This is a genomic window from Bulleidia sp. zg-1006 (genome assembly GCF_016812035.1).
Taxonomy (GTDB): Bacteria; Bacillota_I; Bacilli_A; order Erysipelotrichales; family Erysipelotrichaceae; genus Bulleidia.
Genome location: NZ_CP069178.1, coordinates 114,085 through 132,712, shown reverse-complemented (window position 1 = coordinate 132,712; position 18,628 = coordinate 114,085). Strand labels below are relative to the sequence as shown.

Below are 18,628 nucleotides of genomic sequence, written 5' to 3'. Positions count from 1 at the left end.
TCTAAAATACATATTGTCACTTCATTAGATGTGGTTAAAGTAAAATAATCCTTTGGGAGGGAAAATGAAAAAACTAAAAATTATACGAAAAATGACATGATTGTTTATTCTGGCACTCCTCGTTTCCGACTGCGGTAAAAAAGAAATCTAATACAGAAATGACGTAGGCTTTTCAAAAGAAAATCTTCCCTATAAAGAAGTGAAATTCACTGTTTATCACTCTAATACCGGTCAGCATAAGTGGAAATCCATACATGACTTCAACATTCCTATCAAGGATATAGAGAAAAATGAATACCTCAAGGTTGAACTCGACTCTAAAAACAGCGAAATATTCATTCATATTGTCAAGAAATCAATCATCAAAAAAAATAAATCCGCAATCATTGATTCTCAAACCATAGCTTCAACAAAATTGACCATACCGAAATTTACTTCCGGTTTAAATAGCTATATAGCCGTCAAGCTATTATCCAAAGTGAACAAGAGCAGATTTTCTTGCTATATCCCATCAGCAATAATTCTTCCGCCACATACTTTCCTAAGCTTTCATTAAATGATTCTTATATCATAACCTGGATAATATCTTGATAACAGTGAAACTTACTACGTAGTCTAGCAAAATTGAAAATGCGACACTATATTTATCTAAAGGGCAGATGATAAACTGCCCTTTTTAGCTCTTCTCCCTTTATCCCAAAAATAATTCTAAATACCTGGCTTCTGTGGGATTTCTATAATCATCACTATCAGATTCACTAAAAAAGAGCACTATGGCTCTTACTTATCTAAAACTTTAACGTAAATATGGCGCATGGCTTTTATGGAAATTGAAATCTTCTTTCCCTTACAAAGCACCAATAAAGAATCATCAAAAGAATCTCTCTCTAATATTTCCAGCTCATCATGAAGTTCTAAACCAATGCGATCCAAGTAAGCTAAAAATTGTTTCTCATCATCATCTACTTTAATAATCATCGCCTTTTGACCAACTTCCAAATCCGCTAAGAATAAGCTTTCTTCCACCGGTCCATCCATGTTTTCATAGATGATTGAACCATGTGGACAATTCTTTGGATAATTCAAATACACATTAAGATGCTTCTTTAATTCATCATTGGTAACATGTTCCAATAAATCCGCTTGTTCATGCACATCTTGCCAGTTGTAATGTAACTTTTCTAAAAGGAAAGTTTCCCATAAACGGTGGCAACTTAACACTCGCTTACTTTCTTTTACTCCCTCTTCAGTTAAACAAATTTCTGTACCATTGAAGATAATAAAGCCCTCTGATAACAACTTCTTCAACATTTCTGAAACAGAAGCCGGTGCAATGTTTAAATGCATCGAAATCTTTTTATTCGTTGCTTTTTCGCCTGATTCATGAAGACGAAATATAGTTTTTAAATAATCTTCTCGATTGTTGGTCATATAAATTCTCCATTAAAAGTGTAACACGCTTTAAGCCTTTTGGTCTAAGTTCATAGACATTAAGTGTTTCATTTTCTACAATCCAGTCGAATTTCAAAAGATCTTGAATGATTTTTTTTGTTTGTTTCGATGACCAATTCAGATGATTTTGTATCGTGTTTAATCCAATTTCTTCTTGATTTCCCGGATGATGATAGACATGCATTAAGAATAAATCACGATACACTTCCTTTCTTTGTTTGGATCTTTTTATCTTTTCACTCAACCAACCATTCTTATGAAAAAGAATCACTAGAATACACTGTAAAAGACCAATAAAACTACACATACCGGCAATTGACACATTCCATAAATTACCAAGAGCAAAACCTAAAATAGAACTGCTCATCGCAAAGAATAAGCTTACAATAAGTGTGTATTTCAAATCCTTTGTGACAAGACAAGCACAAGCTGCTGGTGCTACCAAGAAAGAAATCACCAAAATCGCTCCGACACTATCAAAAGCTGTTACGGTTGTTAAAGAAGTCAAAGTCATTAAGCCGTAGAACAAATACCCCGTCTTAATGCCTTTTAAGCGAGCGTATTTTGGATCAAAGCTAGTTATCTTTAAAGGTTGGTAGAACAATAGCACAAAAGCTAAGTTTAAGATAAATAGTATCAACATCACCACAAAGGATCTCGGTAAATCAAACAAACGAATAAATGGTGCAAATAACGGATTCCCCATTAACACAATGTCCACATCCAAGTGCGCATTGCGGAAAAAACGACTGATTAAAATCACCGCCAATGAAAAAAACATCGGAAAAATAATTCCTAGGGCATCATCCTTTTTCACTTGATATTTATCGGCTACCGTCTCAACCACATAAACAGTCAATAGTCCAAACAAAGCGGCCCCAATAAACAACCAAGGTGAATTCAAATCTTGCACATACATAAAGGCCACTACAATTCCCAATAAAACAGAATGAGAAAGTGCATCAGCCGTCATCGATAATTTCTGTAAAACAAGGAAAGGTCCTAGAATGGCACAAGCTAAAGAGGTCATTAAAATGACCAATAGAACTTCCATCATACAAGTGACCTCCTTTTTTGCAAGGCACTATTCTTACCAAAAATCATTGAAAGAAAAGTTAATGTGCCCATCACTAAAATAATGGTGGGACCGGTCGATAGACCACGATATAACGAACTCAAGAACGTTCCTAAGAAAGCACTAAAGCCTGCCGTGCCAGACGCAATCATCAACACATTCTTTAAACGATGACTATGCTGATGAGCGCAGATACATGGAATAATTAAAAAAGAAGAAATCAGAATAGCTCCCACACTTTTAATACCAACCGCAATCAACGCAATCGTCATAATCAAAAGAATTCGATCCACCAATTTAGAAGAAATGCCAATACTTTCGCCATACGATGCATCAAAAACACTTAAAACCAATTCTTTATAAAATAAAAATAAAATCAATGAACAAACGCCCGCCACAATAAAAATCAACACAACATCCTTTTTCATCATGAATGCCGCTAAACCAAAAATATAATTTTTCAACCCTGCTTGCGAAGCATTCACATAACTTGGATGACCCTGAATATAGCTTTTTAAAACCAAGCCCAAGCCAAAGAAGCCACTTAATACAATTGCTAAAGCCGCATCAAATTGAATTTTACTATGACGCACGAAAGCCTGTATCACTTCATAAGCAAGCCCGGCCGATAGCGCAGCTCCAATCGTTAATAAAAGTGGATTTCTAGTTTGGAAAAGCATAAATGTCAATACAATCCCCGGAAAAGTCGCATGCCCTATCGCATCACCAACTAGACTTTGTCCTTTGTAGACACTAAAACAACCCACCACAGCACTAACCATGGCTAACACTGTTGTCCCGAAGGCAACCACTAGAAAGTCATACGATGTTAATACCGCTAACATACCGGTCCCTCTTGGAAAGTAATATCTAAATTTTCTTGGGTTAATATGTCTTTTATTGGTCCATAAGCAATAATGTTTCGATTGATAAGAACTACATGGTCAAAATAATCTCTTAAAGTCTGTAAATCATGATGCACACAAACTATCGTTCTTCCTTCTTTTTGAAGAGCCTTCATTTTATCCATAATGATTTTTTCGCTTGTTTTATCCACTCCAGCCAATGGCTCATCCATTAAAATTAGCTGGGCATTTTGACACAAAGCACGAGCAATAAACACACGTTGTTTCTGACCACCTGACAATTCCGAAATCTGACGATCTTTCAAATCACTAATTTTCATTTCTTCTAAAGCATCCATGGCCAGCTTTTTTTCTTCTTTGTTTGGTCGATGAAACCAACCCAAAGAAGAATAACGTCCCATCAATACAACATCAAAAACCGTAATTGGAAAATCCCAATTCACAGAAGCTTGTTGGGGGACATAGGCCAAACGATTTAACACATCTTTCAAAGGTAAGTCATAGAGTGTTACCACGCCTGACAAAGATTTCACAAAACCTAAAATAGCTTTCAATAAAGTCGACTTGCCAGCTCCATTCGGTCCTACAATAGCGGTCAAACTAGCTTCTTCAATATCCACATCAATATCCCATAATACCGGTTGATAGCCATAAGAAACGGTCAAATCCTCCACATGAATAACACTCATACGCACTTCCTTTTCTATTTCAAATTCGATACCATTAAATCCACATTCATCTTAACCATGTCGATATAGGTATCACCCTTTTGTCCCTTAGGTGCTAAAGAGTCACTGAATAATTCTTGCCCTTCACCTTTTACGACTTTAACCTTAAAGCCCTTTGCGGCACAAGATTCTTTTAATTTTTCCATACGTGCCGGATCGGTTGTGGATTCCGCAAAGATGGCCTTAATTTGATGGTCAACAATAAATTGAGCTGTCTTAGCCATATCTTTCGTACTTAATTCCGCATCCGTGCTAACACCTTGTGGCGCTTCCACTGCAATACCATACTGTCTGGAAAAATAACTAAACGCATCATGAGGAGTAATTAAAATACGTGATTTCTTAGGAATCATGTTAATTTGTGATTGGCAATATACCTTTAAATCATCTAACTTCTTAAGATAAGCTTGCAGGTTTTCTTCAATCTTGTCCTTATATTTTGGCAATTTTTCTTTCAAGCTATTCGCCGCTTCGGTAGTTGCTTTCTTGTATAAGTCAACATCAAACCAAAAGTGTGGGTCAGTAATCTTAACACCATCTTCTTCCATGGTTAATAGTGATTTCTTATCAAAGTTTTTCGTAACCGCATGTCCTTTGGCGTTTTCTAACAATTCAACCATCTTTCCTTCAAAGTGAAGACCATGATATAAAACTAAATCCGCATCCTTAATCTTGCTATAATCTTCCGGTTTTGCTTCGTAGGTATGAGGATCTTCACCCGCTGGAATAACCAACTTAACATCGGTGTAATCCTTCGCTAACTGAGTGACCATATCCTGTAAGAAAGAAGTCGTAACCGTTACCTTCAATTTCTTTTCATTAGTAGGTTGTGTGGTACTTGTACTTGGCTGACCACAAGCCGCCAGCATCAATATACTTAGCATTGACGCAATAATTTTCTTCATAGTAAATTCTCCTTATTAGGTATACCTTACCTAGTAATCTACACCCCCTAATGAACATAGTCAACCAATATTATCACTTTTTTACATGAAAACTGATCCGGAACTCCCGTTGAGCCATTCTTTATTCTTTTTCACAAGCTAAATCATAAAGGATGTTTGCATAAACCGCACAAGCTCTTAACATCGTTTCAATCTCGAAGCCTTCATCCGCTTCATGCTCCCCCGCTACCCAAGATGGATAAGGACGATTTGGGAAAACTGGTCCACAAGCAACGAAATTATCAAATGTACGAGCATAAGTACCACCACCAATGCTTAATGCAGGTGTGTAAGTGTCTCCACTCATTTCACGATAATGCTTCATAACTGTCTTTACCAATTCACTATTCGGATCACTCAATAACCATTTAGAATCATCAAAGATTTTTGCTTCTAAACCTAGGCTTTCTTTTAAGATCTTAGCACTTTGAGCAAATAATTCTGATCCCGTACATTCATTTGGATAACGATAATCACAGAACATATCAATTTCACCATCGTGAATGTTTACTTTACCTAAATTAAAAGTTAATGGTCCCATATATGCACCATTAAAATCAACACCAAAGCCCTCTCCATAATGATCCGCTAAGATATGGCTTGCTTTTAAAGAGAATTCATCATTATAGCAACTGCCAATAAATTGGAACATCTTCACCGCCGCATTGATACCATGGAATGGTTTTGAAGCATGGAATGGCTTTCCATCAATATGATAATGAGCTCCCTTTTCATCTTCATAGCAACTTCCGGCGATATTTTGTGCTAATAAATATTTTTCAAAGTAGTCTTTTTCTAATGGTTTATGAACAAGGGCATTCGCTTTACCAATGACCACATTATAGGCATTGCCGGCTTCCATTTCTTGAATACATGTGTTTACTTTCCCATAAACATTGAAATCTAAAATTCCTTTTTCCGCATAAATGCAAGGGAAATCCGCATCTGGTACAATTCCCATTATTGGATTTTTTTCATGTGCCTTATAATAAAGAACACCTGCTGAAGTTGTCTCCTCATCTGTACCAAAGATACATTGAATATTATGTTTCAACTTAAAACCATGGTCTTTCAAAATGCGAACCGCATAATAAGCCGCAATAGCCGGTCCTTTATCATCAGCACTACCACGACCCATAATAAATCCATCTTTAATTTCACCTTTCAAAGGATCAAAATGCCAATCGTTTAAATCACCCAATGGAACTACATCCAAATGACCTAGAACACCGACCGATTCTTCCTGATTACCATATTGAACCACACCAGCGTAGCCGTCTACATTCTTAACTTTAAAACCATCTCGTTTGCCAATTTCAAGCATTGTTTCTAAAGCTTTACGGATATTCGGTCCAAAAGGTTGACCGGGACCGGCATTTTCATCATCACGCACTGATTCAATTGCCATTAAAGAGCGAATGTCTTCAACCATATCCTTTTCATAGTGTCTTGCATCTTCTAAAAATTTCATGAAACCTCCTTATTTTCTCTAACTTCATTCTAGTTAGAATAAACTGACTGTGTAGGATGAATTCAAATATATTTTTTTGTATATTCTTATATCTTTTATCCTTTCACAAAAAAAGGACAAATTTCTTTGTCCTTTCCATTAGTCAGCTACGTATGGTAGTAAAGCCATTTGACGAGCGCGCTTAATTGCGATAGCCAACGGTCTTTGGTATTTAGCACGAGTACCGGTTACACGACGCGGTGTAATCTTAGCATTAGGGCTAATAAACTTCTTTAATAATTCAACATCTTTGTAGTCAATAAACTTGATGTTGTTTTTTGTGAAGTAACAAACCTTACGACGACCCATTCTTTGTTTTCTAAAAGCCATGTTGGTCTCCTTTTCTAAAATGGTAAATCATCTGTGGATAAATCAAATCCACCATTACCGAAATCATCATCACCAAACCCTTGATTACTTGGTTCAGGATTAGCAGAATTATTAGATGGTTGATTATAATTCATAGTATCCGAATTATAAGAACCGGTTTCTGCACGTTGTTCACGAATCAAACGAACCGAATCCACAACTACATCCGTTGTATAAATTCTTTGTCCATCACGTTCATAACTACCCGTTTGGATATGACCATCTACTGCTACTACATTCCCTTTATGAGCGTATTGCCCCAAGAAATCAGCAGACTGACGCCAAGCTACACAACCGATGAAATCAGCTGTTGGTTGGTTAGGATTCGCATCTCTACTAACTCGACGATCACAAGCAACCGTAAATCGAGCCGAAGAAATACCGCTTTGTGTCTTACGGACTTCAACATCTTTGGTCAAACGACCGACAAGCACAACACGATTAATCATTACTTAGCCTCCGCTTCAGCCGCTTCATCACGAGTAATCATGAAACGAACTACATTCACATTGATACTCATTAAACGGTCAAATTCTTTGACTGCTGTATTGTCAGCTTCAAACTTTAATACAACGTAATAACCCTTCTTCATATCATCAATTTCATAGGCAAAGTCTCTCATTCCCCATTCATCTGTCTTTGTGATAACAGCACCATTGCCGGTTAAGAATCCAGCGATTTGGCTCACTAATTCACCACGTTTTTCTGTTTCAACAGATTCCTTGATGATGTACATTACTTCATACTTTCTCATTTGTACACCTCCTTCTGGTCTAATGGCCTTTTCAGGCAAGGAGTGGTTAATCCACTCACGTAATATGCTAGCATAGATTTAGCTAAAAAGGAATACCCTCTTTTTCTTGATAACAACCTCAATTCCAGCCGACTGAATTATTAACTTTTAACATCATAACTTATACTTCTACTTTTTCAAGTTCATAAATACCATCTAAGCCATTTCCGACTTCAACTCCAAAACCATATCCCTCAATTCAGCCGCTCTTTCAAAATTCAAGGCTGTCGCGGCTTCCTTCATTTCAGCTTCTAAATTAACAATCAAGGTATTGGTATCCTGTTTCGACATCTTCGCTTTCTTACGAACATAACGACTTGCCATTTCTTGCGTTTCTTTGCCACGAATCACATCACCCACTGACTTCATAACTGTTTTTGGTATAATACCATGTTCCTTATTATAAACCTCTTGAATAGAGCGACGACGATTCGTTTCATCCATCGCTTCACGCATAGAATCGGTGATTGTATCTCCATACATATACACATGCCCATTCGCATTACGCGCCGCACGACCAATAATCTGAATTAAAGAACGTTTAGAACGCAAGAAACCCTCTTTATCCGCATCTAAGATACAAATCAAACTAACTTCCGGTATGTCCAAGCCTTCTCTTAATAAGTTAATTCCAACAATCGCATCGTATTTCCCAATACGTAAATCATGAATGATTTGCGAACGTTCAATCGTATTCGTTTCATGATGAATATACGCTACTTGATAGCCACGCTCTTTCAAATAAGAGGTTAAATCCTCCGACATGCGAACCGTTAAGGTTGTAATCAAGACCTTTTCTTTCTTTTGAATACGCTCATCCAGAGCCATACAGATATCATCCACCTGCCCTTTGGTTGAACGCAGCTCCACCACCGGATCCAATAACCCCGTAGGTCGAATAATCTGTTCAACCACCTGATTATGTACCCTTTCCAATTCATAATCTCCCGGCGTTGCTGAACAATAAATAGCTTGCGGTATCATAGCTTCAAATTCATCCCATTTCATTGGTCGATTTTCCAAAGCACTCGGAAGACGGAAACCATAATCCACCAGGGTTTGTTTACGAGAATGATCCCCATTGTACATACCTCGAATTTGCGGTAAAGAAACATGCGATTCATCAATCATAATCAAGAAATCTTCTGGGAAATAATCAAATAAATTCCATGGTCGTTGCCCTTGTTTGCGATGGTCAATATGAAAAGAATAGTTTTCTATACCTGACACATAACCATTTTCACGTAAACTTTCAATATCAAATCGCGTTCTTTGTTCCAAACGCTCATATTCCAATAACTTGTCATGCTCTTTAAAATACCTTAAACGCTCTTCAAGTTCTTCTTCAATCGCATCACAGGCACGCTGAATAGATTCTTTATTTCGAGCATAACCGGAAGCCGGGAAAATATTATAAAATTGATATGCATTTAAGGTTGCCCCTGTGGTCGGATTCACTTCTGTGATTCGTTCAATTTCATCACCGAACAATTCAATACGAATATTAAATTGATCCGTATAAGATGGCGTTAAATCAATTACATCCCCACGAACCCGCATAGAACCACGCACTTGGTCAATATCATTGCGCACATATTGCATTTCAACCAATCTTCTTAATAGTGCATTACGGTTATAACTTTCACCGACACGAATCGTAAAGAACATGTCTTTATACTGTTTCGGATCGCTCGCCGCATAAATACAAGCTACCGAAGCAACCACAATCGTATCTCTTCTTTCTAACAAAGAATTGATGGTAGATTCTCGAAACATATCCAATTCGTCATTAATCGCCGCTGTTTTTTCAATATACATATCCCTTTGTGCTACATAAGCTTCTGGTTGGTAGTAATCAAAGTTTGAAATAAAATACTCGACTCGATTTTTAGGAAAGAGTTCTTTAAACTCAGAATATAATTGTCCGGCCAGGGTTTTGTTGTGAGAAAAGATTAAGGTTGGCTTATTCACTTTGGCGATAATATTCGCCATTGTAAAAGTTTTACCGGTTCCCGTTGCCCCTTGTAAGACCTGTTCTTTTTTACCAGATAAGATACCTTGCACCAATTCATCAATTGCTTTTGGCTGATCACCCGTTGGTTTAAAAGGAGATACTAGTTCAAATGGTCGATTATCCATGTAAAACCTCTAAGGCTTTTTGATAGGCTTTATCTTTGGATTTATCGGTGTTATACACATAAACCATGCGAGACACAATAGCGTTATAGGTCTTACGGTTAATAGCACCCGTTGTTTCTAAGCCTTCCTTCTCTTGAAACTTCAGAATCGCTTTGCGCATTTGTTCAGAGAAATAGCCATCCCTTCTTCCTGGTTGATATCCCAAATAAGCCAAAGCTTCTTGTGCATACTTCGTAACCGGTGAAACACTATCTACCTTTAGAACATCCCCTTCCTTCAGATTTGGTTGTGCCGTTCTTAAAACTTCCGGTACATCGGTCTTAATATCCGGTTCAATTCCTTTTTTATTAATCCATTCTCCTTTTGGTGAAACCCATTTACTTGTGGTGTATTTGATAGCTGATCCATCTCTGAAAGCTCGACTCACCTGAACGGTTCCTTTACCATAGGTTTTTGTGCCAATCACCGTCACATCTTTTCTTTGTTCCTTAAGAGCTAAAGTAAGCACTTCTGAAGCTGAAGCTGTATTTTCATTCACCAACAGAACAATTTGTTTGAAATTTTTATAAGGCTTTCCCGAGGTACGAATCACTTCTCTACTACCATCAGAATACACTTGTTCCATGACGGTTGTTTTTGGCGATAAGAAATAAGAAGCAATATCCTTTAAGGTTGTTAAGTAACCCCCACCATTATCTCTTAAATCAACAATCAATTTGGTGACACCCTTTTTTTCGAATTCATCTAAATACGGTTTTAATTCTACGTGTGTGCTTTCACCAAATTGGAATAATTCAAGATAAGCAGTCGTATCATTGATGATTTTTCCATAAGTAGAAGCTAATACCGGACCACGGGTAACTTGAAGGGATATTATTTTTGAGCCACGTTGAACTTCAAGGACAATCTTTGTGCCTTCTTTTCCTCTTACTAAATCTCTTGTTTCATTCACCGTTTTGCCTTCTAAAGAAGTACCATTAACCTTACTGATTAAATCACCCACCTGAACCCCTGCTTTTTCAGCCGGAGAATTACGGAAAACTTTTTGAACTAGAATTTTTTCATTGCTTTTTAGGTATTGAATACCAATACCTACATACTGTCTTTTCAGTTGATTATTAAAGGCAACCACTTCTTCTTTCGTCATGTATTCCGTATGGTCATCTTCTTTATTACTCGTGATACCTTTTAAAGCTTGGTCTTCCAAACGAGAAGAAAGATTAGAAATATCCTTCCCAAAAAACCAATTTTTTTTCATGATATCTAAAACAGCATTAATCTTATTATCCGAAATAACTTGTCCTTCTTGAAGTCTATTCCTTAATTGATTTAAGCCTTGTGAAGGTAAAATAGAACCTGCCACATAACCTAAAATTAAAGAGATAATAATTGATACAAATAGGATATTTTTTAACTTCTTTTCTTTTCGCAAGGATTTTTGTAAAGCCTCTTCTTGAAAAACATGTTTCTGAAGAGGGATTAATTTCGTATTTGATTTTTCTAAGTCTTTCATAAAAACCTACTTTCTATTAGGGCAAAAGCCTCAGAGCACTCTGAGGCTTCAACGATGTTGTCGTAAATAACGGTTCACAGAAATAAAAGAACCAACCAAACCAACGCCCATTCCCACGGCCGCTAAAGCCAAGGACACATAAACCACAAATGGATTTGGTTTGTATAATCGGAATAAACTCGATAATAAAATACCGTTGGTTCGATTATAAATGTAAATATAGGACCAAGCCGTCAGAGCAATTGGGATAATCGACCCCATAATTCCTATCAACATTCCTTCTATCAAGAATGGGCTACGAATGAAATGATTAGTTGCCCCGACGTTTTTCATAATCGTAATTTCATCTTGACGTGAGAAGATGGTCAAACGAATCGTATTTTGAATTAAGAAGATAGCTAAGATACCAAGACCGGCTCCTAAAATCAAACCGGAACGACGAATCCCGTTCATTGCCGTTACTAAGGTAATGGTACTTTGACCACCATAGTTAACCGAATAAATACCTTTAATCTTACGAATTTCTTTCGCAATAGATTCAATCTTATTACCCGACTTTGCTTCAACATAGAAGGAATCGTGCATTGGATTTTCTTCCTTAAATGGTTCAAAAATCTTCCTTGTTTTCTCATCATCGAAAGAATTCAAATAATATTCCAATTCTTGTGCTTTGGAAGAAAAGTTCACTTTTGCAACACCATCAATCGCTAGAATTTGATTTTTAATGTTTGCTTCATTGCCTTCTGCTTCATAAGCCACTTGAACCGAGATTTGAACTGTATTTTCAATAGATTTAGTAAAAGATTGTAAATTTATCGATAAAATAGAAATCAAACTAATGATAATCAATGTAATCGTTACTGCTAAAGCAGAAGAAATAGACATAGCCCAATGGCGTCCTACACCACTAATGCCTTCTTTAAAAGGTCTACTGATCATGACGAACATAGCCTCCTTCCTTCAAGTCAGCCACCACATGACCATGTTCTAAAACTATCGTACGATTACGATACTTATTCACAATCGTTAAATCATGAGTAACCATCAATACAGTGGAGCCATATAGCTTATTAATGCGTTTCAATAATTCCATGATTTCATCCGACTTAGTAGGGTCTAAATTACCTGTTGGTTCATCTGCCACCAATACTTTAGGACGATTAGCAATCGCTCTGGCAATAGCGACACGCTGTTGTTGACCACCGGACAATTGCTTCGGAAAAGAATCACCCTTATCCTCTAAACCAACAACAGATAAGACTTCTTTAACACGCACTTGAATTTGATGTTTACGCATACCAATTACTTCTAAAGCATAAGCCACATTTTCACTAACGGTCTTAGCTGGTAATAATTTATAATCTTGGAAAACAACCCCAATATTTCTTCGAAACAAAGGAATTTGGCGTCTTCTTAATTTACCAACATTGATACCAATCATTTTAATATCCCCTTTTGTCGGTACTTCTTCAGCATTAAACATCTTAATCAACGTTGATTTTCCCGAACCGGTTGGACCAATAATATAAACAAATTCCCCCTGATCAATGTTTAAATTGACATCATAAAGAGCATTTGTGCCACTTTTATAGCGTTTATAGACACTCTTACATTCAATCATAAGCCACTCCTTAAATTCCCACAGAAGGATATGTAAATCCTTCGCCATGCATATCTGAAGCATCTGTAGTAATCACAAAGGCTTTATCATCAATTTCATTGATGATTGCCATCAATGTACTATATTGTTTATCAGATACTGCACACAAAACCATCGGTTTCACTTCTTTTGTAAATCCGCCAGTACTTTGAATCACCGTTGCCGAACGCTTTAAACGTTGTGAAACCTCCAAAACAATTTCTTCCCAATGTTCTGAAATAATCTGCACTGACTTCGCTCTGGAACCTTGTCCATAGCTCAAGACTCTATCAATCGCCGCGGCAGCAGAAAAAACGGAAACCAAACCGATTAAGGCGGCCGATAAACCATACGCCGCAACTCCTAATAAAACAGTTAGTCCATCGGTAATAATCACCAAAGTCGAAACCTTAACACCAAAATATTTATGCACAATTAATGGTGGTACATCCATTCCACCTGTACTGGCTCCGGTTCGCATTACAAGACCAATTCCGGCTCCACCAATTAAACCGGCGTAAAAAGAAGCTAAAATTGTTGGTATTTCAACAGACAATGCAATATGCGATAACAAGCCATTGAACACAGGATACAATAAAGAACTAACCATTGTATTAATCGCAAATTCTTTCCCTAAAGTCCAAGCCCCTATCACAAATAAAACCAACACTAACACATTCGCAAAAAGGGTTTCATCAATGTGGAAAAAAGGGTTAAACGCTACTGCTAAACCGGCTACTCCACCAGAAAGAATGTGATAAGGCAAGATAAAAAATTGGACGGAAACTGTCAATAAAAATGTCCCAATCACAACAAATATTAAGTTTTTAATCACTTTTCTATCCACGTTGCTTATTATAACATAGCCACTTTATTTCTCACTAGCCCCTAATTTTCATTTTCACTGCCTGCTAAAATCAAGTATAATGACTTGGCAATAAGCAAGGAGATTTTATGATTTATAAACAAATGGAAGATGTTCAACAGTTCGATGCATTTGTCCAAAGCCATCCTTATTCCCACTTTCAAAAAACAGCTATGTGGGGTGAATTTATTCAAAAAACAGAACACAGCCCCTATCATATGCTAGGGTTTTATAACAATCAAAATGAATTAGTTGCGACCGCTTTAATCTTGGTTAAAAAAACATTGTTCGGTCATTACCTTTATGTTCCAAAAGGACCATGTGTTGATTACAAAGATCAAAAATTAACCAATCAGGTTCTTACTTTATTGAAAGAATATACCAAAAAAAATCGTGCTCTTTTTATGACCATTGACCCCAATGTACTACGCATGGAAAGAGATATCAAGGGCAATAAAATTGAACATGGTGAAAATAATGAATTTGTTACAGAGTATATCAATCAAATCGGTTTTAAGCATCGTGGTTATACGTATGCTTATGATGGTTCCTTCTCCAATCGTTTTACCTTAATCACCAAATTAGATGAACCAATTGAAACTATTTTTAAAGGCTTTAGCACGCTACGGAAAAGAAGTATTAAGAAAAACCATAAGTTTCATTTATACACAGTAGAAGCCGATCGAAGTGAAATCCAAGAATTTGTTCGTTTAGAGGATGATTTAGGAAAAACCAAAGAAGTCATTCGTCATCCACTTTCTTTCTACGAAGCAATTTATGATGCTTTTGCGGGACATGTTCACTTTTACAAAACTATTTTACCGATGGAAAGCTATCTTTCCGTCCTGCTTGATAAAACAAAGTCTGATAATCCAAAGGAAGCCTCCAGTGCCTTGAAGCATTACCAAGAAGCTTTAAAATTGCAAAAAGAAAAAGGGAACAATCCCATCTTAGCGGTAGGTATGATTTTTGATGATGGTCATGTCAGTTATGGAAAATATTATTATCGTGATCATGCCATCGAAAGCTTAAGTCCTTTGGATTCTTTGCTATTCCACGCCATCCAACAAGCCAGAAATAATGGGCATAAGGCTTTTGACTTTCTAGGCTTTGGTGGACTAACAACTCCACATGATTGGGATATTGGTTACTCTCTTTATCAATACAAGCATCAATGGAACGCAACTTTCATTGAAGATATTGGGCAATTTGACTATGTTTTAAATCCAACCGGAAAAAGAGCTCTCGAATTATCCAATAAGATCAAACGAAAGCTACAAACCTTATTTATTAAGCTACATAAATAAAGCCTTCTAACGAAGGCTTTTACATTATTCTCCACCAAAGAAACTCTCTGGTCGTAAGCGACAAGGGGCACGACCACCACGGCTACTGCAAGTATTTGCTAACGCCGCATGACCCCAACCGGCCCCAAAGGCTAAATCACCATTCCAGCTTTGCGCATAGCTTGCGAAATTACTTGAATTTCCTAAATAAAAGACTTCAATGTGACAATGTGGACCGGAAGAATTACCCGATGAACCAAGAAGACCAATCTGTTGACCGGCCATCACAATTGTACCTGTAGCAATTGGCGAACCCTGTTGCAGATGCAAATACTTGATGGCATATAAATTTCCATTGATTTTAGTTAATAGGTAAACTTGATTACCACCACCATAAGAACCACCATTACTTGGACCACAACCACTACCAATTCCACCAATCGTCGGACAACCATCTGCCGATTTTAGAATAACACCATTACCAACAGCTAAAACAGGAGTACCTACCGCCGCCGCAAAGTCATAACCCAAATGAACACCGCCACCGGAATAATACCAAGTACCAGCTGAACGATACGCTCCATTCACCGGTCTAACCCAACCACTGGCGGTATTGATATTACTTGGGTTTGTGTTATGTGGATTCGTTTCTGGAACTTGCTCCAAACGAGTGGTAATACTAGCCATCTTCTTCTTGATGCTTGCAATATCACCAGCAATCGTATTTCCTTGCGCTTCTAATTGAGCTGATTGGCTTTCATAAGCATCTTGAACCACTTCCGCTCTCGCTTTTAAAGCCATAATCTTTTCCGCTTGAACGTTCAAAGCTTTCTTTTGCACATCCAAATTGGTTTTCGCTGTTTCTAAATCTCCTTTTTGTTTGCCTAAATCTGCTTTTTCTTTGTTTAATTCTTCAACAGCCGTTAAGAACTCACTATGTGCTTTTTGATCACTTTTAGCAATCGCATCCAAACCACTTAAGATACGTAAAATTTCATCAAACGATTTTGCTCCCAAAAGTAATTCCACAAGGCTATTCATACGCATGGTTGGTTGTTTTTCAACCATACGCTTCTTTAATTTCCCTTTGATTTCATCAATTATCTTTTGCTTATCCGCAATTTTAATCATAAGGTCATCAATATTTTTTTGAATATCGTTGATTTGTTGCTCAAAACCTCTAATCTTTTGTGATAATTCACCAATCTTAGCCTGCACTTCCTTTGATTGATTCGCATAATCATCGATTAATTTTTGGTATTCTGAAATATTCTTTAAGATTTCTGAGCGTTTTGAGGCAATATCTTTTAATTGTTTATTCAAATCATCTGATTTTGAAGCCAAATGAGCACGGAATGCTTTGCAAGCTTTCACATCACTCGCTCTTGGAACCGCTTTGCTGCACTTCTCTGTCCAATACGCTGTATCATCGTAACTCGGCTCTGCCTGTACACGAATAGTACCCAAGCAAACCATCATTGAAAAGATTATAATTGTTACCCAATTTTTCTTCATATTCCGTATTATAACACCATTATCCGATTTCAACATCTGCAACTTTTACGCCAATGTATTCCAACAAAGCCTTTCGATTCACCTCGACAAGCAATCCGACTCTTCCACCAGAGCAAAGAATTTTATCATGCTTTAAACAACTTTCGCCAATGAAAGTAGGAAATTTTTTCTTCATACCAACGGGTGAACATCCACCATGAACATAACCTGTTAAAGCCAATAAATCTTTTTGTGCCAACATTTCAATTTTTTTCACGCCTGCTACTTTAGCCGCTTTTTTCAAATCCAATGTTTGGTCTACTTGTACCATAAACACAAAGTATTCTTTTGTATTTGCCTGTGTTACCAATGTTTTATATACATTTTCATGATTATTTGAAGTTTGATAATCTAAAACCTTTTCATCCACATCAAATTCATGATTGACATACCCAATCTCATTTTGGTCTAACATGCGTTGTGCATTGGTCTTTTTTTCTTTCTTAACCATATTCATCACTCATCCTTTCTTTTCTTACTCGGAAAAGTCTAACACATTTTTTTCTTTCATTATAGAATGGAGATATGAACGAAGAATTATTTCAAAGAACCGCCTTCCTTGTTGGTCAAGAGCGAATGCATATCTTGCATCAGAAACATATTTGTGTTTTCGGCGTAGGCGGTGTTGGGGGGCATACGATTGATGCTTTAGTGCGTAGTGGTATTGGTGAAATTTCTATTGTTGACCACGATTGTGTAACATTAAGCAATATCAATCGTCAGTACGTTGCTACAATCAATACAAAAGATTGTCTTAAAGTAGACATCATGAAACAACATTTATTGGCTATCAATCCAGATATAAAAGTACATACTTACCCCTTGTTTTATTTACCTGAAAACGCAGACGAATTTCCTTTACATGATTTTGATTACATCATTGATGCAATTGATACGGTGTCTGCCAAAGTAGAATTGATTTCACGGGCTAAAGAAAATAGCATTCCTATTGTCTCTGCCATGGGCTGTGGTAATCGCTTAGATCCAACAAAAGTTCAAATTGACGATTTATTTCAAGTCACTCACGATTCTTTAGCGAAAGTGATGCGCCATGAATTGCGTAAAAAGGGTATTTTTTCTCTGGATGTTGTTCATAGTATAGAGGCACCCATCAAACCGAATTATTTTGGTGAAACATTGAATTTAAAAAAGAAGCCACCTGGTTCTTCTGCCTTTGTGCCTTCGGTAGCCGGTATTACTTTGGCGTATTTTGTTATCACAAAATTATAAAAGCCCCATTTTGAACTGTCCATTTTCAATGGGGCAGTTCATCTAAAGCTTTATTAATCAGTTTTAGTACATGGAAAGGATCGACACATACCTTGGAATTATGAAAACACATATAAGCCAATGAGTTCTTCTCCCTGTTAGGAAGAATATCGATGATATAACCTTTGTCTAAACTAAGTATCATAAGGGCATATTTCTTCCTAGCTTTCCTAGAGAAATAGAACACATCTAAAGCGATACTAGTAGAAAGAATATTCCTTTCCGGTTGAACGTGTTCATCAAAGATAGACATTACAGTAGTAACCGATACAGGAACTTTTTTATCAGAGAAAGCTTTATACTGTTTTTGGAAGGGATTATCTTCATAAAAGGTGGAATGGCAGCCGGTCCATATAAATCTTCTAGCAGAGTATTTAATAGTACAAGTATCTTGGAGAAAGATAGAGTGTTTGATGGTTCTTTCTCTGTATGCTTTAACTTTTTCGGAGAAGGTGCCACACTTAGGGCATCTACCTCCGTGGTTTACTAAGCGTACATGGAAGGTGTGTACATCTTTATTATTCTTTTTAGATATTACCTCTTTACAGTATTCTACTTCATCATTTTTAAGAGCGATGATAGAACTAATTGAATCGTTAATCATAAATAAAAAAAATCAGTATTTA

Annotated in this window: 19 protein-coding genes; 2 read left to right on the top strand and 17 right to left on the bottom strand. The window is 36.9% G+C overall.

Annotated features, from left to right (window positions below):
* Positions 1-780: 780 nt before the first annotated feature.
* The 14 genes from JOS54_RS00665 to JOS54_RS00600 form a co-directional block, all read right to left on the bottom strand.
* The gene (locus tag JOS54_RS00665; RefSeq protein WP_203245166.1) at positions 781-1,431 is read right to left on the bottom strand and encodes a metal-dependent transcriptional regulator; all 651 of its coding nucleotides are present in this window, start codon (positions 1,429-1,431) and stop codon (positions 781-783) included.
* Positions 1,382-2,509, bottom strand: coding sequence for a metal ABC transporter permease (locus JOS54_RS00660; protein ID WP_203245165.1), 1,128 nt, complete (start codon positions 2,507-2,509; stop codon positions 1,382-1,384). The genes JOS54_RS00665 and JOS54_RS00660 overlap by 50 nt, the downstream gene beginning before the upstream one ends.
* Positions 2,506-3,372 (bottom strand): metal ABC transporter permease, encoded by an 867-nt coding sequence (locus tag JOS54_RS00655; protein WP_203245164.1) that lies wholly within the window; start codon positions 3,370-3,372, stop codon positions 2,506-2,508. Before JOS54_RS00655 ends, JOS54_RS00660 begins: the two co-directional genes overlap by 4 nt.
* Positions 3,366-4,082: a metal ABC transporter ATP-binding protein gene (locus tag JOS54_RS00650; RefSeq protein WP_203245163.1), complete on the bottom strand. Its 717-nt coding sequence runs from the start codon at positions 4,080-4,082 to the stop codon at positions 3,366-3,368. The genes JOS54_RS00655 and JOS54_RS00650 overlap by 7 nt, the downstream gene beginning before the upstream one ends.
* A 14-nt stretch (positions 4,083-4,096) precedes the next feature.
* A complete protein-coding gene (locus JOS54_RS00645; protein ID WP_203245162.1) occupies positions 4,097-5,026 on the bottom strand; it encodes a metal ABC transporter solute-binding protein, Zn/Mn family in 930 nt (309 codons plus the stop codon).
* A 121-nt stretch (positions 5,027-5,147) separates the two neighbouring features.
* Complete coding sequence (locus tag JOS54_RS00640) at positions 5,148-6,536, bottom strand: Sapep family Mn(2+)-dependent dipeptidase (RefSeq protein ID WP_203245161.1); 1,389 nt, start codon at positions 6,534-6,536, stop codon at positions 5,148-5,150.
* Positions 6,537-6,674: 138 nt separating this feature from the next.
* The gene (gene rpsR / locus JOS54_RS00635; protein WP_006626602.1) at positions 6,675-6,905 is read right to left on the bottom strand and encodes a 30S ribosomal protein S18; all 231 of its coding nucleotides are present in this window, start codon (positions 6,903-6,905) and stop codon (positions 6,675-6,677) included.
* Between the two features lie 14 nt (positions 6,906-6,919).
* The gene (gene ssb, locus JOS54_RS00630; RefSeq protein ID WP_203245160.1) at positions 6,920-7,393 is read right to left on the bottom strand and encodes a single-stranded DNA-binding protein; all 474 of its coding nucleotides are present in this window, start codon (positions 7,391-7,393) and stop codon (positions 6,920-6,922) included.
* Positions 7,393-7,698 carry a 30S ribosomal protein S6 gene (gene rpsF, locus JOS54_RS00625; RefSeq protein WP_203245159.1) on the bottom strand — a complete coding sequence of 102 codons (306 nt, stop codon included), beginning with the start codon at positions 7,696-7,698 and terminating at the stop codon, positions 7,393-7,395. Before rpsF ends, ssb begins: the two co-directional genes overlap by 1 nt.
* Positions 7,699-7,893: 195 nt before the next feature.
* Positions 7,894-9,876, bottom strand: coding sequence for an excinuclease ABC subunit UvrB (uvrB, locus tag JOS54_RS00620; protein ID WP_203245158.1), 1,983 nt, complete (start codon positions 9,874-9,876; stop codon positions 7,894-7,896).
* Complete coding sequence (locus JOS54_RS00615) at positions 9,869-11,389, bottom strand: S41 family peptidase (protein WP_203245157.1); 1,521 nt, start codon at positions 11,387-11,389, stop codon at positions 9,869-9,871. Before JOS54_RS00615 ends, uvrB begins: the two co-directional genes overlap by 8 nt.
* 48 nt (positions 11,390-11,437) lie before the next feature.
* The gene (gene ftsX, locus JOS54_RS00610) at positions 11,438-12,328 is read right to left on the bottom strand and encodes a permease-like cell division protein FtsX (protein ID WP_203245156.1); all 891 of its coding nucleotides are present in this window, start codon (positions 12,326-12,328) and stop codon (positions 11,438-11,440) included.
* Positions 12,318-13,010 (bottom strand): cell division ATP-binding protein FtsE, encoded by a 693-nt coding sequence (gene ftsE, locus JOS54_RS00605; protein WP_203245155.1) that lies wholly within the window; start codon positions 13,008-13,010, stop codon positions 12,318-12,320. Before ftsE ends, ftsX begins: the two co-directional genes overlap by 11 nt.
* Positions 13,011-13,020: 10 nt before the next feature.
* A complete protein-coding gene (locus JOS54_RS00600; protein WP_203245154.1) occupies positions 13,021-13,875 on the bottom strand; it encodes a YitT family protein in 855 nt (284 codons plus the stop codon).
* 107 nt (positions 13,876-13,982) lie between these two features.
* Between JOS54_RS00600 and JOS54_RS00595 the strand changes: the two genes are divergently transcribed.
* Positions 13,983-15,200 carry a peptidoglycan bridge formation glycyltransferase FemA/FemB family protein gene (locus JOS54_RS00595; RefSeq protein WP_203245153.1) on the top strand — a complete coding sequence of 406 codons (1,218 nt, stop codon included), beginning with the start codon at positions 13,983-13,985 and terminating at the stop codon, positions 15,198-15,200.
* A 24-nt stretch (positions 15,201-15,224) separates the two neighbouring features.
* On the opposite strand, the gene JOS54_RS00590 is transcribed toward JOS54_RS00595, so the two are convergent.
* Positions 15,225-16,694, bottom strand: coding sequence for a murein hydrolase activator EnvC (locus JOS54_RS00590; protein ID WP_203245152.1), 1,470 nt, complete (start codon positions 16,692-16,694; stop codon positions 15,225-15,227).
* Between the two features lie 19 nt (positions 16,695-16,713).
* Positions 16,714-17,190 carry an aminoacyl-tRNA deacylase gene (locus JOS54_RS00585; RefSeq protein WP_238928357.1) on the bottom strand — a complete coding sequence of 159 codons (477 nt, stop codon included), beginning with the start codon at positions 17,188-17,190 and terminating at the stop codon, positions 16,714-16,716.
* Positions 17,191-17,258: 68 nt separating this feature from the next.
* Between JOS54_RS00585 and JOS54_RS00580 the strand changes: the two genes are divergently transcribed.
* Complete coding sequence (locus JOS54_RS00580) at positions 17,259-17,963, top strand: ThiF family adenylyltransferase (protein ID WP_203245151.1); 705 nt, start codon at positions 17,259-17,261, stop codon at positions 17,961-17,963.
* A gap of 25 nt (positions 17,964-17,988) precedes the next feature.
* On the opposite strand, the gene JOS54_RS00575 is transcribed toward JOS54_RS00580, so the two are convergent.
* On the bottom strand, positions 17,989-18,606 hold the full coding sequence (locus JOS54_RS00575; RefSeq protein WP_203245150.1) for a transposase family protein: 618 nt from the start codon (positions 18,604-18,606) through the stop codon (positions 17,989-17,991).
* Positions 18,607-18,628: the final 22 nt, after the last annotated feature.